This is a genomic window from Kumtagia sp., from assembly GCF_059502445.1.
Window position 1 is genome coordinate 25,277 of record NZ_JCACER010000107.1, and the last position, 14,701, is coordinate 39,977.

Annotated in this window: 13 protein-coding genes; 9 read left to right on the forward strand and 4 right to left on the reverse strand. The window is 65.8% G+C overall.

The window, feature by feature from the left end; all coding sequences use genetic code 11:
- Nucleotide 1: 1 nt before the first annotated feature.
- The 4 genes from AC5JDC_RS27865 to AC5JDC_RS27880 form a co-directional block, all read right to left on the reverse strand.
- Nucleotides 2-1,504: a sugar ABC transporter ATP-binding protein gene (locus tag AC5JDC_RS27865; RefSeq protein WP_495846584.1), complete on the reverse strand. Its 1,503-nt coding sequence runs from the start codon at nucleotides 1,502-1,504 to the stop codon at nucleotides 2-4.
- A 95-nt stretch (nucleotides 1,505-1,599) separates the two neighbouring features.
- Nucleotides 1,600-2,637, reverse strand: a complete 1,038-nt coding sequence (locus tag AC5JDC_RS27870) for a sugar ABC transporter substrate-binding protein (RefSeq protein WP_495846586.1) — start codon at nucleotides 2,635-2,637, stop codon at nucleotides 1,600-1,602.
- Between the two features lie 188 nt (nucleotides 2,638-2,825).
- A complete protein-coding gene (locus tag AC5JDC_RS27875; RefSeq protein ID WP_495846588.1) occupies nucleotides 2,826-3,626 on the reverse strand; it encodes an SDR family NAD(P)-dependent oxidoreductase in 801 nt (266 codons plus the stop codon).
- The gene (locus AC5JDC_RS27880) at nucleotides 3,623-4,513 is read right to left on the reverse strand and encodes a sugar phosphate isomerase/epimerase family protein (protein ID WP_495846590.1); all 891 of its coding nucleotides are present in this window, start codon (nucleotides 4,511-4,513) and stop codon (nucleotides 3,623-3,625) included. The genes AC5JDC_RS27875 and AC5JDC_RS27880 overlap by 4 nt, the downstream gene beginning before the upstream one ends.
- Nucleotides 4,514-4,787: 274 nt before the next feature.
- On the opposite strand from AC5JDC_RS27880, the gene AC5JDC_RS27885 reads away from it, so the two are divergent.
- From AC5JDC_RS27885 to AC5JDC_RS27925, 9 genes are all read left to right on the forward strand, one after another.
- Complete coding sequence (locus AC5JDC_RS27885; RefSeq protein ID WP_495846592.1) at nucleotides 4,788-5,861, forward strand: SDR family oxidoreductase; 1,074 nt, start codon at nucleotides 4,788-4,790, stop codon at nucleotides 5,859-5,861.
- A 241-nt stretch (nucleotides 5,862-6,102) separates the two neighbouring features.
- Nucleotides 6,103-7,257, forward strand: coding sequence for an ABC transporter substrate-binding protein (locus tag AC5JDC_RS27890; protein WP_495846594.1), 1,155 nt, complete (start codon nucleotides 6,103-6,105; stop codon nucleotides 7,255-7,257).
- A gap of 69 nt (nucleotides 7,258-7,326) precedes the next feature.
- Entirely contained in the window at nucleotides 7,327-8,829 is a 1,503-nt protein-coding gene (locus tag AC5JDC_RS27895) for a sugar ABC transporter ATP-binding protein (RefSeq protein ID WP_495846596.1), read from the forward strand.
- A complete protein-coding gene (locus tag AC5JDC_RS27900; RefSeq protein ID WP_495846598.1) occupies nucleotides 8,826-9,797 on the forward strand; it encodes an ABC transporter permease in 972 nt (323 codons plus the stop codon). The genes AC5JDC_RS27895 and AC5JDC_RS27900 overlap by 4 nt, the downstream gene beginning before the upstream one ends.
- Nucleotides 9,797-10,771 (forward strand): ABC transporter permease, encoded by a 975-nt coding sequence (locus AC5JDC_RS27905; protein ID WP_495846600.1) that lies wholly within the window; start codon nucleotides 9,797-9,799, stop codon nucleotides 10,769-10,771. The genes AC5JDC_RS27900 and AC5JDC_RS27905 overlap by 1 nt, the downstream gene beginning before the upstream one ends.
- A gap of 81 nt (nucleotides 10,772-10,852) precedes the next feature.
- Nucleotides 10,853-11,611 (forward strand): SDR family NAD(P)-dependent oxidoreductase, encoded by a 759-nt coding sequence (locus AC5JDC_RS27910; RefSeq protein WP_495846602.1) that lies wholly within the window; start codon nucleotides 10,853-10,855, stop codon nucleotides 11,609-11,611.
- Nucleotides 11,612-11,638: 27 nt separating this feature from the next.
- Nucleotides 11,639-12,706, forward strand: coding sequence for a zinc-binding dehydrogenase (locus tag AC5JDC_RS27915; RefSeq protein WP_495846604.1), 1,068 nt, complete (start codon nucleotides 11,639-11,641; stop codon nucleotides 12,704-12,706).
- A 56-nt stretch (nucleotides 12,707-12,762) separates the two neighbouring features.
- The gene (locus AC5JDC_RS27920) at nucleotides 12,763-13,542 is read left to right on the forward strand and encodes an SDR family NAD(P)-dependent oxidoreductase (protein ID WP_165815962.1); all 780 of its coding nucleotides are present in this window, start codon (nucleotides 12,763-12,765) and stop codon (nucleotides 13,540-13,542) included.
- Between the two features lie 72 nt (nucleotides 13,543-13,614).
- Nucleotides 13,615-14,628 (forward strand): Gfo/Idh/MocA family protein, encoded by a 1,014-nt coding sequence (locus tag AC5JDC_RS27925; protein WP_495846607.1) that lies wholly within the window; start codon nucleotides 13,615-13,617, stop codon nucleotides 14,626-14,628.
- The last annotated feature ends 73 nt before the right edge of the window (nucleotides 14,629-14,701 follow it).

Genomic DNA, 14,701 nt, shown 5'->3' on the forward strand with positions numbered 1-14,701 from the left:
GTCAGTAAAGCCCTTCGATTGCCGCGACCATGTCGTGGTCCTTCCAGCCGGGCAGGAAGCTGTGGCTCAGCCTGCCGCGGAAGATGACTTCCACCCGGTCGCAGACGGTCAACTCGTCGAGATCGTCCGAGACGATCAGCACCGCCATGCCGCGCGCCTTGGCCTTGTCGATGATGTCGTAGACGGCCTGCTTGGAGGCGATATCGACGCCCTGGGTCGGCGCGACCAGAACCAGTACCTTCGGATCGGAGGCCAGCGCCCGTCCGACCATCGTCTTCTGCTGGTTGCCGCCGGAAAGCTGGCCGATCTGCTGGTCGCACGAGGAGGCGACGATGCCGAGCGTGGCGATCTGCCCGTCGGCCATTGCTGCCTGGCGCGCCGGCGAGACGAAACCGTACGGACCGAAACGGTCCATGACGGTGGCGGTCAGGTTGTCCGCCACCGAAAGCAGCGGGAACAGGCCGCGCTCGTGGCGGTCGCGCGCCACATAGCCGACGCCGGCGGCGCGCATCGCCACCACGTCTCCCATCGGCGTCGCTCTGCCCTGGATCGAAACGGTGCCGTTGTCGGGTTCGAGCAGCCCTGCGATGGCTTCCGCAACCTTGTCCTTGCCGGACCCGGCAAGCCCCGCAAGGCCGACGCATTCGCCCGGCGCGACGCTCAGTTCGATGTCCTGAAAATCCTCGCCGCGGCAAAGGCCCGACACCTGGAGACCGGGCGCTCCGCCGGTCTTCGGGACGGACTTGCTCTCGCGCTGGACCATCGCCGCGTCGCCGACCATGGCCGCGACCAGCCTGTCCTTCGGGAATTGCGAAAGCTGCGCATCGGCGACGACGCGGCCGTCGCGCATCACCGTCACCGTGCGGCAGATCTCGTAGATCTCCTCCAGATGATGCGAGATGTAGAGGAAGGTGACGCCGTTCGCCTGGAGCGCGCGGATGCGGTCGAAGAGGCGGTTGACCTCCTTGCGCTCCAGCTCGGCCGTCGGCTCATCGAGGATGATGAAGCGGCTGCCCTGCAGCAGGGCGCGTGCGATCTCGACGATCTGGCGCTGCTCGACCGTCAGCCGCCACGCCTCGATGTCGGGCGGCACGTCGAGATCCCAGTCCTTGAGTGCCGCCATCGAGCGCTCGCGCAGGCGCCGCCAGGCGACCAGGCCGAGGGCGTTGCGCGGCTGGTTGTTGAGGAAGAGATTTTCGCCGACGGTCAGATGCGGAATGACCATCCAGCGCTGGTAGACGCAGGCGACCCGCTGGCGCCATGCCCGCCGGTCGCCGAGCGCGGGCGCCGGCTGCCCGCCAAGCCGGATCTCTCCGGCATTGGCGGCGTAGAGTCCAGTCAGAAGTCCGACGAGCGTCGACTTGCCGGCGCCGTTGCGGCCGACCAGGGCACGGGCATCGCCAACCGGGATCGAAATCCCGACGTCGTGCAGGACCTCGATCGGGCCGAAGCGCTTGACGATGCCGTGCGCCTCGGCCGCCAGGTTCGTTGCTGGGTTCGTCATCGGTCAAATCCGCCTGATGGGGGTCCGGCCGAACGGACATTCGGATGAATACCGGATGCGGGACCGCTCTGCGGCGGTCCCGTATGCCAACGCCCTTATTCCTTCGCCTGGTTGCCCCAGAGCGCCGGATCGGACGCGTTTTCCTTGGTGACGACGGTCGCCGGCAGATAATCCATCAAATTGTCGCCGGCATGCACGATCTCGCTGCCGTGGTCGGTCGGACCTGCCTGGAAGGTTTTGCCCTCGAGAGCGGCCTTGGCGTAGAAGGCGCCGTATTTCGCGTAGAGGTCAAGCGGCTGCGCCACGGCAACGTCGAGATAGCCCTGGCGGATCTGCTCCATCGCATAGGGCGTGCCGTCGACCGAGGCGAGGAAGATGTGGTTGGCCTCGCTGACCTTGGTCAGCTTGCCGGCGCTCCTCAACACGTTCAGCACGCCGGCCAGCATCACGGAATCGCTCTGCATGTAGATCGCCTTGAGATCCGGCGTGGTGGTCACCACGGTCTGCGCGGCCGACGTGGCCTTGTCGGCCTTCCAGTTGGTCGGCTGCTCGATCAGTTCGATCTTCGGGAATTTCGCCTTGATGCAGTCGTTGAAGCCGGTCGTGCGGTCGCGGCCGTTGGTCGTCGCCTGGTCGCCCATCAGCGAGAGAACCTTGCCCTCGCCGCCGAGCGCGGCGCCCACAGCCTCGCAGGCCTTGGCGCCGATGCCCTTGTTGTCGGCGCGCACGATCATCGCCGCCTTGCCCTTGGCGGGCGCGATGTCGATGAGCACGGCAGGCACGCCCTTCTCGGCCGCGAAATCCAGCACCGGCGAGATCGCCTGGCTGTCGGTCGGGTTGATGATCAGCGCCTTGGCGCCGGCCGAGATGAGATTGCGCACGTCGGTCGACTGCTTGGCGGCGTCGCCATTGGCGTTGGTCGCCGGCAGCGTCTCCATGCCGGCTTCCTGGACGGCCTTCAGCGTCTGGTTGGCCATGATCGCCTGGAACGGATCGGTCAGGAACGGCGCGGAATAGCCGAGCTTCGGCTTGTCCTGGGCGGCGGCCGATCCGGCTGCGACGCCCAGGGCGATGGCCGAGGCTGCGGCAGCAATGAAGGCCGAGCGGGATGCGTGTCCCGTAAAATTCCTCATGATTTCCTCCCTTAGCCGTGCCAGACGAGGGTGGCCGGCAAGGGGAATAGTTCGCCGCGCCTCCCGGCTGCGCAACGCGCAAGATGCTCATTTTGAGAGGAACGGGCCCGAAGGCGCGGACGCCGCGGGAGAAAGAAAGCCGTCCCCGCATGGACGGGAACGGCGGGCGCAAGACGGCCGGAATAGACTCAGATGATGCTGCGGACCGAGCCGCCGTCGACGCCCCATACGGATGACGTGACGAACGAGGCGAGGTCGGATGCGAGGAAGAGGATGACGTTGGCCACTTCCTCGGGTTCGCCGAGACGGCCCAGCGGCAATTGCCGCAGGCTCATCTCGTGCTCCACGGCTTGCTTGGGAGGCATGTTGTGGAATTTGCCCATGGTTTCGGCGAAGCCGCCCGGCTTCGACCAGAACGGCGTCCAGACCGGGCCGGGGGCCACGGCATTGACGCGGATCTTCGGCGCTTCGGCGCGCGCGAGGCTCTTGGTGAGTGCCAGAACCGCCGACTTGGACGCGCCGTAGTCGACCGGCACCGGCTCGGGCTGGCGGGCGAGGTCGGATGCGTTGTTGACGATCACGCCGCCGCGCTCGCGCATGATTGGCAGCGCCAGGCGGCACGTGCGCACATAGCTCATGAAGTTGAGCTGGAAGGTCTTTTCCCATTCCTCGTCGGACAGTTGGTCGAAGCTGCGCACCGCGCCGGAGCCGACATTGTTGATCAGCACGTCGAGCACGCCGCCGAACCTGTCGAGGGCTGCCTTCGTCGCCGTCGCCACGCCGTCGCCGGTCGACAGGTCTCCCAGCCCGACCGACGCCTTGCTCCCGGCCGCCTCGATCAGCGCAACCGTCTCGTCGCAACCCGCCTTGTCGATGTCGATAAGCGCGACCTTGGCGCCTTCTCTTGCGAAAGCGACGGCTGTCGCGCGGCCTATTCCCGTTGCGCCTCCGGTAATGGCGACGATCTTTCCTTCGAGATTGGTCTTCATCGGCTTTCCTCCCGTTCAAGCTCCCGCCAGCCGGCCTTGTCGAACATCGCCATGGTCGTGTCGTAGGACCGCTTCGCCTGATCCTTGAGAGAGCCCACACGGTAGGTGCGGCTGAGCACCTCCACGGACCAGAAACCGTTCCAGCCGGTCCGGCGGATGGCACGGATGAAGCCGGGCACGTCGAAGCAGCCTTCGCCCGGATAGACGCGCTCGCCGATCGTGTCGTCCCACAGCGACCCGACGATTTCGGCGCGGGCGTCGTTGAGTTCGACCGACTTGACATAGGAGGCGGGCAGGTCGGCCACTTCGCTCAAGGAAATGTTGCCGCGCTCCATGTGCCAGATGTCGATGCACAGTCCTGCGTTGGCGCGCCCCGACTGGGAGACGACGGCGCGCGCGGTTTTCAGGTCACGGATGTTGGTGAAGGGCAGGACCTCGATGGCAACGTCGATGCCGATCGCCGCAGCCGCGTCGGCAACTTCGGCCAGCGCCTTGGCGTAGTGCGCGACATCGATCTCCTCGGCCCACATCTTCGGGGCGATCTTTAGGTCGCGGGCGCCGAGCACCGCGGCGGCTTCGATCAGCTCCTTGCGGACGCGGTCGGATTGCGTCTTGGCCTCGCCGAGCTCGAACCAGTCGCCGAGGAACTCGACCTCGACATGCTTGATGCCGGTATCGTCGAAGAGCCGGCGCATGCCTTCGAGGCCCATCTTGGCCGCGTTCGCCTGGATGTCCTGGTAGACGAGGCCGAGGCCTGTATAGCCCGCTTCGGCGGCCGCTTCCGCACGCTCGCGCAACGGGAACGGGCTGACTTCGGTCGGTCCCATCGGATAGCGATCGCCGGCGATCGTCCAGTAGGCGGCCAGCAGCTCGATCGACTCGGCCATCGATGTCCTCCCCAGGATAGGCTCGTCGGGCCGGCGAAAGGCAGTCGGCCCCGCCGTATGTTTGATCGGCATCTTTCGGATGTGGCCCGTGTCGTGCAACATCCAGGATTATCAAAACGAATATTCCCGGACGTGACTCGAGGGCAAAGTCTTCTCATCCTGAGACATGAGGATCATGGGCTGACTGCGGCTGCCCCATCCGTCGGCGATGCCGTGGGCTATGCTCCCCTTACGGAGTGCGCCGCCGCCAGAATGAACGACATGGGAGGGAAACATGCAGAAGACGGCGTTGGTGGTCGGCATCAGCGGCATGATCGGCGGCAACGCCGCGCGTGAGCTGCTGGATAATGGCTGGACGGTCTACGGACTTTCGCGCAATCCCTCTAACGACACGGCCATAACCGGCGTCCGGCCTGTCGCGGCCGATCTGCTCGACGCAAGATCCGTCGACGCAGCATTGAAGGATGTCGCGCCGACGCATGTCTTCTTCGCCACATGGACGCGCCGGCCGACTGAGGCGGAGAACATCGAGGTCAACAGCGCCATGGTCCGCAACGTGCTCGACGCGCTGTCGCCGAAGAAATGCATCGAGCATGTCGATCTGGTGACCGGGCTCAAGCACTATCTCGGGCCGTTCGATGCCTATGTCACCGGCGGCTTCCGGCCGCAGACGCCGTTGCGCGAGGAGCAGCCGCGCCTCGACCTGCCCAATTTCTACTACGCCCAGGAAGACGAGGTATATGCCGCGGCGCGGCGCGACGGCTTCACCTGGACCGTCCAGCGCCCGCACACCGTGATCGGCAAGGCGATCGGCAATGCCATGAACATGGGCTCGACGCTGGCCGTCTACGCGTCGATCTGCAAGGAAACCGGACGCAAGTTCCGCTGGCCCGGTTCCGAAGGGCAATGGAACGGCATTTGCGACGTGACCGACGCGCGCGTGCTCGCCAGGCATCTCGTCTGGGCGGCGACCGCGCCGGGCGCGCGCAACGAGGCCTTCAACGTGGTCAATGGCGACTACTTCCGCTGGAACTGGCTTTGGCCGCGCATTGCGGACTGGTTCGGGGTGGAGTCGGTCGGCTGGGATGGCACGATCCACCCCTTGGAGGCCGAAATGGCCGATGCGCCGGCCGTCTGGGCGGGCATGGTCGCCAAATACGGCTTGAAGGAAGCCGATCTCGATCGCCTGGCCTCGGCCTGGCACACCGACCTGGATCTCGGGCGGCCGATCGAGATCATGACCGACATGACGAAGAGCCGCGAGGCCGGTTTCCTCGTCTTCCAGTCGACCGAGAAATCGTTCACCGACCTGTTCGCCCAGTTGCGCCAGGAAAGGCTTATTCCTTGACGCTGCCTGGGGCCTGCGTCGCGCCGCGTGCGTCGATGCGGGCCACGTCCCCGTGCTGACGGGAGTCTCAAAATGATAAATTCTCCGGTTGGAACGCAAGGCTAGTCCTGTAACTCTTCGACTTAGCGCCAGGGAGGGCGCAGCCAGTCGAATGGACCGGACTGAGCAGTATCGACGCGCCGGGCAATGCGCCGGACGCGATGGGGAAGGCTGTGCCGCAGCCACAGACGGAGGAGCTGACATGACCAATATTACCCGCCGCTTTGCCATGATGCTGGCCGGCGCGGCAGGACTTGCGGCGCTCGCGGCCCCTGCGTTCGCGCAGGACAGCAAGTTCTACAGCGGTGCTCCGCGCACCTATCTCTACAACCCAGATACGGAAGTATGCTTCAAGGATACTTCCGAATACAAGAAGGACGGGCCGTACACGATCGGCTTCTCCAATGCCGGACTTGGCGACTCCTGGCGTGTCGTCATGCTGCACTCGCTCCAGAAGGCGGCGGCCGGGCACAAGGACCAGATCGGCAAGCTGATCATCACCGATGCCGGCCATGACGATGCCAAGCAGGTCGCGGACATGCAGGACCTGATCTCGCGCGGTGTGGACCTCTTGATCGTCAGCGCCAACACGCAGCAGGCGCTGGATCCGGCGGTGCAGCAGGCGATGGTCCAGGGCATCCCGGTCGTGATGATGGACCGCCGTGTCGCTTCCGACGACTTCGTCACCTTCGTCACCGCTTCGGACGCCATGATGGGCCGCCTGTTCGCGCAGTGGATCGCCGAGAAGCTCAACGGCAAGGGCAACGTCATCATGCTGGCCGGCCAGGCGGGCTCCAGCCCGTCGGAAAACCGCGAGAAGCCGGCACGCGAGGTGTTCGCGCAGTATCCCGGCATCAAGGTTCTGGAGACCGTCTATTCCGACTGGTCGCCGGTGAAGGGCAAGCAGGTCATGCAGGCGATGATCGCCAAATACGGCAAGGACATCAACGCGGTCTGGTCGGCGCACGGCCTTCAGACCCCCGGTTCGATCGAGGCCTTCATCGAAGCAGGCTACAAGGACGGCGAGATTCCGCCGCACACCACGGCGGACGTGAACGGCCCGCTGCAGATGGCGATCAAGCACAAGGTGCCGATGCTCGAGGTCGGCTATCCGCCGGCCATGGGCGGCATCTCGATCGACGTGGCGCTGCAGGTTCTCGCCGGCGCCCCGGTGCCCTGCATCTATACGATCAACTCGCAGATCGCCGTGTCCGAGGGCGACGAGACCCAGTCGATCCAGACGCCGCTGCGCCTCACCGACATGGTGGTTCCGGACGGCCCGGCGGACATGCTGATCACGGGCGGCATGGGCCAGGACTACGACCCGAAGACCTACAAGGTCGACTATCCGCAATAGACCCGGCGGCTCTTGCAACCGTGGTGTCCGGGCCAGCTCCGGGCACCCCGCTATTACAGGAGTTCTACGATGCTGAAGCTGACCGGCATTTCCAAGGGCTTTACCGGCGTCCAGGCGCTGTCGTCGATCGATTTCGATGTTCGTGCGGGCGAAATCCATGCCCTCGTCGGTGAAAACGGCGCCGGCAAGTCGACTACGATCAAGATCATCGCCGGCGCCTACAAGCCCGACTCCGGCCAGATCGAGTTCGACGGCAGGCCGGTCCACTGGGTGCGCCCCGCCGATGCCAAGGCCGCCGGTATCCATGTCATCTATCAGGAATTCGTGCTGTTCCCGCATCTGACGGTCGCCGAGAACATTTTTCTCGGCCACGAGCGCCGTGGCGCCTTCGGCATGATCGACCATGCCAGGACGCGCAAGGACGCGGCGGACCTGCTCCACAAGCTCGGCGTCGACATCGATCCGGACAAGCTGGTGTCGGAGCTCACCGTGGCCGACCAGCAGATGGTCGAGATATCCAAGGCGCTGGTCCACAAGGTCAAGCTCCTCATCCTGGACGAGCCGACCGCCGTCATTTCCGGCCGTGAGGCCGAGCTTCTGTTCGCGCGCCTGGCCGCGCTCAAGGCCGAGGGCGTCGCCATCGTCTACGTGTCGCACCGGCTCGAGGAGATCTTCCAGATCGCCGACCGCGTGACCGTGTTCAAGGACGGCCAGCATGTCGTCACCACCGACATCGGCAAGGTCGATCGCCACCGCCTGATCTCCCACATGGTCGGCCGCGACCTGCGCGACGTCTTCCCCGCCAAGCGTCAGTCGGGCGCTCCCGGCAAGGTGGTGTTGAAGGCGGAGAACGTCAGCGTCGAGGGGCGCGTGCGCAATGCCGGAATCGAACTAAGGGCAGGCGAGATAACGGCGCTCGCGGGCATGGTCGGTTCAGGGCGCACAGAACTCGCGATGGGCATCTTCGGCGGACTGCCGATCTCGTCCGGTTCGGTCACCATCGACGGCGAACAGCTCGCCGGTCTCACCCCGGCCGCCGCCATCAGGAAGGGCCTCGGTTTCGTCACCGAGGACCGCAAGGGGCAGGGGCTGGCGATGCAGCTCGACGTCGCCGCCAACATCTCGGCGGCGAACCTGTCGGAGGTGACGAGCGGCGGCCTGCTGGACCGCTCCCGCGAGCATGCGATTGCCCGCCAGGAGATCGACAATTACCGCATCGCCTGCCGCGGGCCGGGCACGCCCGTGGCCCTCATGTCCGGCGGCAACCAGCAGAAGGTGATCGTGGCCCGCTGGGCGCGCACCAGCCGCAAGGTGCTCATCCTCGATGAGCCGACGCGGGGCGTGGACGTCGGCGCCAAGACCGAGATCTACCGGATCATGCGCGGGCTCGCCGACAGCGGCATCGCCATCCTGATGATCAGCTCCGAGTTGCCGGAAGTGGTCGGAATGGCCGACAAGGTGGTCGTCATGCGCGAGGGTGCCATCAGCGGCGAACTGTCGGGCCCCGCCATCACCGAAGAGGCGATCATGAGCCTTGCCACGCAGCATCCGGTCAGGGAGGCCGCCGCATGAGCGCGACCGTTTCCATCGGCTCCGCCGGCTTTTCGCGCAGCCTGAAGAAGAACCAGGGCATCGTCGTCGTCATTGCCCTGCTCGTCCTGCTGCTGGTCTTCGGCGGCTTCGTTTCGGACCGCTTCCGCACGACCAACAACGTCATGAACATCCTGGAGCAGTCGACCGGCCTGGCGCTGGTCAGCCTCGGGCAGACGCTGACGATCCTGACCGGCGGCATCGACCTGTCGGTCGGCTCGATGATCAGCCTGTTGTCGACGCTGACCTCCGGCATGATCGGCGGCGACGCCTCCATGGTGGCGCCGGTCATCGCCGGCATCCTGCTGCTGGGGCTGGCGATCGGCCTGATCAACGGCCTGCTGATCATCTGGCTGAAGGTGCATCCGCTGATCGTCACCCTGGGCACGGGCGCGGTGCTGCAGGGCCTCGTCCTGCTCTATTCGCTGGGCCCGGCGGGCAAGGTGCCCCGCGGCTTCACCTATCTCGCCTATGGCAAGGTGCTGGGCATACCCATCGGGGCCGTCGTCGTGATCGTCCTGTTCGCGCTGGTCGGCGCATTCCTCACCTACGTCCGCCTCGGGCGCTACATCTACGCGGTCGGCGACGACGATGCCGGCGCGCGCCTGATGGGCCTGCCGCGCGCCAAGGTGATCCTTGCCGTCTATGGCTTCTGCGGCTTCTGCTGCGCCCTGACCGCGATCTACCTGACGGCGCGCTTCGGCGTCGGCCAGCCCTATACCGGGCTGAACTATACGCTTGCCTCGATCACCCCCGTGGTGGTCGGCGGCACCTTGCTGACGGGAGGCAAGGGCGGAGTCCTCGGGACATTGCTCGGCGTCTATCTGATCTCGCTGCTGAACAACGTGCTCAACTTCATGGACGTGTCGACCCATTACCAGCTGATCGCCCAGGGGCTGATCGTGATCGTGGCCGTGTCGATCTACGTCGAGAAGCGGAGGAGGGTCTGATGGTCGACGTCGCCCATGGCAAGCCCGCCGAATTCGCCGGGCCGGCGCGTTCGCCGGCTTCGCGGCTGGCGCCCTACGCCTTGCCGATCTTTCTCGTCCTGATGATCGCCGTGGCCGGGATCATTTCGCCGGCCTTCCTTTCCGCCAACAACATCTCCAACATGCTGCTGCAGGCGGCGCCGCTCGGCATCGTGGTCATCGGCCAGGCTTTCGTCATCATCCTGCGCGGCCTCGATCTGTCCGTGTCGTCGGTCATGGCGACGTCGGCGGTGATCGCGACCAGCTTCTCGGGCCAGAACGCGGACGTGCTGCCGATCCTGCTGATCGCGATCGGCATCGGCGTGGCCACCGGTGTCGCCAACGGCCTGCTGGTCACCAAGCGCAGCGTGTCGCCGTTCCTGGCGACCCTGGCGACGATGATCGTGCTGCAGGGCATTCGTTTCGCTTATACGCAGGGCGCGCCGTCCGGCAACGTGCCGCCGCTGTTCCGCACCCTCGGATCGGCGACCTGGAACGGCATTCCCTACAACATCATGCTGCTCGTCGTGCTGGCGGCGGTGTTCTGGGTGCTGCTCGCCAAGTCCCGCTTCGGCCGCGAGGTCTACATCACCGGCGGCAACCCGACGACCGCCCGCCTGCTCGGCATCAATGCCGACCGGGTGACGATCGTCGGCTACATGATCTCGGGCGGACTGGCGGCGATCGCCGGCCTGGTGCTGTCGGGATATGTCGGCATCGTCGACAACTGGGTCGGGCGAGGCTTCGAGCTCGATTCGATCGTCGCCGCGGTCATGGGCGGCATCTCGCTCGCAGGCGGACGCGGCGGCATCATCGGCGGCCTGTTCGGCGCCGCGGTGCTGATCGTCGTGTTCAACGCCGTGCTGCTGTTCGGCCTGCCGGTGCAGTTCCAGATCATCATCAAGGGCATCGTGATCGTGGCCGCGGCTGCGTTCTATGTCCGGCGCAGCCGATAGCGCCCGGCCGATACTTGGCAGTCGACCAGCGGCCGCCGAGGCGCGCAGCATGCTGATCGGCACAACACAGGAGCAGGAACCATGGGCAGGCTTCAGGACAAGGTCGCGATCGTCACCGGCGGCTCGCGCGGCATCGGCGGGGCGACGGTGCGCCGCTTTGTCGAGGAAGGCGCCAGGGTCGCGATCTTGGACCTGCTGGTCGAGGACGGCGAGAAGCTGGCGAAGGAACTTGGCGACGCCGTGATCTTTCTCAAGGTCGACATCGCCAGCGAAGCCGAGGTCGAAGCCGCGATCGGCAAGGTGATCGGCAAATGGGGCGGGCTGGACATCCTGGTCAACAACGCGGCCATTCCCGGCGCCAACAAGTTCGCGCACGAATGCAGCGCCGAGGAGTGGGACCGCGTCTTCGCGATCAACGTCAAGGGCTCGTTCCTCTGCACCAAATACGCCGTGCGGCCGATGATGGAGAAGAAGTCCGGATCGATCGTCAACTTCTCGTCGATCTATGCCCTGATCGGCAATGACGACATCCCGCCCTACCATGCCAGCAAGGGCGCGGTGCTGGCGATGACCAGGACCGACGCGATCTGCTACGCGCCTCATGGCATCCGCGTGAATGCCGTGCATCCCGGTTCGACCATGACCGAGCTGTTCCTGAAGGCCGCGGAGACCTATCCGCGAGGCAAACAGGCCTATCTCGACATGATGAAGGAGAAGCACCCGCTGCGGCTGGGCGAGCCGGTGGACGTCGCCAATTGCGTGCTCTTCCTCGCTTCCGAGGAGGCACGCTTCGTGACCGGTGCCAGCCTGGTCGTGGACGGCGGCTATACCGTTCAGTGACGATCACCGGTCCGGAAGGGAAGTAACATGAAGGCAGTTCGTTTCCACGGTGCCAGGGACATCCGGGTCGAGGACGTGGCGCCGCCGGCCGCCCGCCTAGGGGCCAACGATGTGCTGATCAAGCCGCTGACCACGGGCATCTGCGGCACGGACCTGCATGAATACATCGCCGGTCCCATCGTCACGCCGGCTAGCCCGCACGTCTATACCGGCGCGACCAATCCGCAGATTCTCGGCCACGAGTTCAGCGCCGTGGTCCAGGACTCCGGCTCGGCCGTGACGAACGTCAAGGCGGGCGACCGCGTGTCGATCCAGCCCCTGGTCTCGCCGCGCGACGATTATTTCGGACGCCGCGGCCTCTATCATCTGAGCCCCGAGATGGCCTGCATCGGCCTGTCGTGGCAGTGGGGCGGCATGGGCGAGCTGGCGGTCGTCAACGACTACAATGTGGTGAAGGTGCCGGACGGCGTCTCCGACGTGCAGGCGGCGATGATCGAGCCGGCGGCGGTGGCGATCTACGGCACGGACCGAGGCGGCGTGACGTCGGGATCGACGGTGCTCGTTTCCGGCGCGGGGCCAATCGGCGCGCTGACGCTGCTGGCCGCCAAGGCCGCGGGTGCTGCCGTGATCTTCGTCAGCGAGCCCAACCCGAACCGCCTGCGGAAGGCGAAGGAACTCGTTCCTGGCATCATCGCGATCGACCCGACGAAAGACGATGTCGAGACGGTCATCCGCGACAACACGGAGGAAGGCGTGGGCGTCGACGTCGCGCTGGAATGCGTCGGCCTGGAGGCGAGCCTGAACGCCTGCGTCAAGGTGGTGCGCCGCCAGGGCAAGGTGGTGCAGACCGGGTTGCACATGAAGCCCGCTTCGATCGATGCCATGCTGTGGGCCCAGAAGGACATCACCGTCGAAGCCACCTGGTGTTACCCCGTGCAGATCTGGCCGCGCATCATCCGCATGATCGAGGCCGGGATCCTGCCCCTGGAGAAGGTGGTGACGGCCAACATCGCCGCCGACGACGTGGTCGAGAAGGGTTTTGAGGCCCTGCTCGACAAGGCCGGCAGGCATCTGAAAATCCTGGTCACGGTCTGATCCCGGCGCGGCCCTGCCGGCAGCGGCAAAAAATCGAACAAGTGGAGGAAATGAAAATGGCAACCGAGGCTTTCGCCAACTACTCGCTGGCCGGAAAGACGGCCGTCGTGACCGGCGCGGCCGGCGGCATAGGCTCCGCGATCACCGAAAGGCTTGGCGCTCTGGGCGCGACCGTGGTGCTGGCCGACGCCGTCGACCGGGTGACGGATGCCGCCAGGGAGTGGGCCGACAAGGGCCTGAAGGCCAGGGGCATCAAGTTCGATGTCACGGACTCCAAGGCCGTCGAGAACGCGGCTGCCCGCTTGAACGAAGAGTTCGGCGCGATCGACATCCTCGTGGCCAATGCCGGCATCGCCTATGAGAGCACGACCAAGGACCATTCCGACGAGGATTGGGATCGCGTGATGAAGATCAACCTGAACGGCGTCTTCTACTGCGTCCGCTCTTTCGGCAAGCGCATGGTGGAGCGCCAGCGCGGCGCGATCGTGGCCATCTCCTCGATCGCCGGCGTCAAGGCGGTCCGTCCAGAGCTGCACTCCGGTTATGACGTCTCGAAGGCGGCGGTGGCGCATCTGTGCCGCGTCGTCGGCGTCGAATGGGCTCCCTTCAACGTCCGCGTCAACGCGGTCGGCCCGGGCTACACCGAAACCGAGATGCTGAAGAAGGTCGGCATGGCGCAGCCCGAGGTCATGAAGGTCTGGCTCGACGACATTCCGACCAAGCGCTTGCTGCAGCCCTCCGAGATCGCCGCGACCATCGGCTTCCTCGTCTCCGATGCGGCGAGCGGCATCACCGGTCAGCTGGTGATGACCGATCACGGCTATTCGGCCGCCTGACACTCGGCCCGTACGGGTCTTGATGGCACGCGGGCCGGCCGATCGATACCGGCCCGACCGATGGAGCACAGCGTGAACGAAGCAACGAAGCCCGTAAGGGTAGCGATGGTCGGCCTTGGCTGGTGGGGCCGCAAGATGGTCGCCGTCCTCGAGGCGGCAGGTGCGCACCTCGACGTCGTCGTGGCCGTCGAGCCCGATCCGGCAGCGAGGGCGTTCTGCGAGGAGCATGGCCTCGCCCTGACGACGAGCTACGAGCAGGCGCTCGCCCGCCCCGACGTCGAGGCGGTGATCCTGGCGACGCCGCATTCGTTGCATGAAGAGCAGATCGAGAAGGCGGTCGCTGCCGGCAAGCATGTCTTCTGCGAGAAGCCGCTGGCGATGACGAAGGCGGGAGCCGAGAAGGCCGTGGCATCGTGCCGCGAGGCCGGTCTGATGCTCGGCATGGGACACGAACGCCGTTTCGAGCCGCCGGTCGCCGAAATGCTGCGGGCGGCGGCAAGCGGCAAGCTCGGCCGCATCCTGCAGGTCGAGGCCAATTTCAGCCACGACAAGTTCCTCACCCTCGACAAGTCCAACTGGCGGCTGAATGCCGCGCAGGCGCCGGCCGCCGGCATGACTGCCACCGGCATCCACTTGACGGACCTTGCGGTGAAGCTCCTTGGCGCCCCCCGCGACGTCCGCGTCGCCTGCGAGAATCTTGCCTCCGACTTCCCGCAGGGTGATACGCTGTCGGCTCACATCCGCTTCCACGGCGGCGGCACCGCCTATGTCTCGGCGACATTGGTGACGCCCTTCGTATCGCGCTTCGCCGTTTTCGGGACGAAAGGCTGGATCGAGGTGCGGGACAAGGCGCATGTCGAGGCACCCGACGGATGGGTGGTGACCAGCGCCTGGACCGGCATGCCGATCGAGGTCAGGGAAGTCGGCCCGGCCGAGCCGGTGCGCGACAACCTCGTTGCCTTCGCGCAAGCGGTCCGCGGCGCCGAACCCTATGCCATCTCCGGCGAGGACATGATCAACAACATCGCGTTGCTGGAGGCTATCATCAAGTCGGCGGCGAACGGACAGGTTGTGACGGTCGGGTAGGGGCGCAAGGCGATCCGGGCCCGATGTGGCGGCTCGTTCCACCGTCCGCCCGCCCCAGTCGTAGGAAATGTGA

Coding starts and splice junctions, on each gene's coding strand:
- AC5JDC_RS27865 (WP_495846584.1), bottom strand. CDS start 1,504: ATGACGAACCCAGCAACGAACCTGGCGGCCGAGGCGCACGGCATCGTC.
- AC5JDC_RS27870 (WP_495846586.1), bottom strand. CDS start 2,637: ATGAGGAATTTTACGGGACACGCATCCCGCTCGGCCTTCATTGCTGCC.
- AC5JDC_RS27875 (WP_495846588.1), bottom strand. CDS start 3,626: ATGAAGACCAATCTCGAAGGAAAGATCGTCGCCATTACCGGAGGCGCA.
- AC5JDC_RS27880 (WP_495846590.1), bottom strand. CDS start 4,513: ATGGCCGAGTCGATCGAGCTGCTGGCCGCCTACTGGACGATCGCCGGC.
- AC5JDC_RS27885 (WP_495846592.1), top strand. CDS start 4,788: ATGCAGAAGACGGCGTTGGTGGTCGGCATCAGCGGCATGATCGGCGGC.
- AC5JDC_RS27890 (WP_495846594.1), top strand. CDS start 6,103: ATGACCAATATTACCCGCCGCTTTGCCATGATGCTGGCCGGCGCGGCA.
- AC5JDC_RS27895 (WP_495846596.1), top strand. CDS start 7,327: ATGCTGAAGCTGACCGGCATTTCCAAGGGCTTTACCGGCGTCCAGGCG.
- AC5JDC_RS27900 (WP_495846598.1), top strand. CDS start 8,826: ATGAGCGCGACCGTTTCCATCGGCTCCGCCGGCTTTTCGCGCAGCCTG.
- AC5JDC_RS27905 (WP_495846600.1), top strand. CDS start 9,797: ATGGTCGACGTCGCCCATGGCAAGCCCGCCGAATTCGCCGGGCCGGCG.
- AC5JDC_RS27910 (WP_495846602.1), top strand. CDS start 10,853: ATGGGCAGGCTTCAGGACAAGGTCGCGATCGTCACCGGCGGCTCGCGC.
- AC5JDC_RS27915 (WP_495846604.1), top strand. CDS start 11,639: ATGAAGGCAGTTCGTTTCCACGGTGCCAGGGACATCCGGGTCGAGGAC.
- AC5JDC_RS27920 (WP_165815962.1), top strand. CDS start 12,763: ATGGCAACCGAGGCTTTCGCCAACTACTCGCTGGCCGGAAAGACGGCC.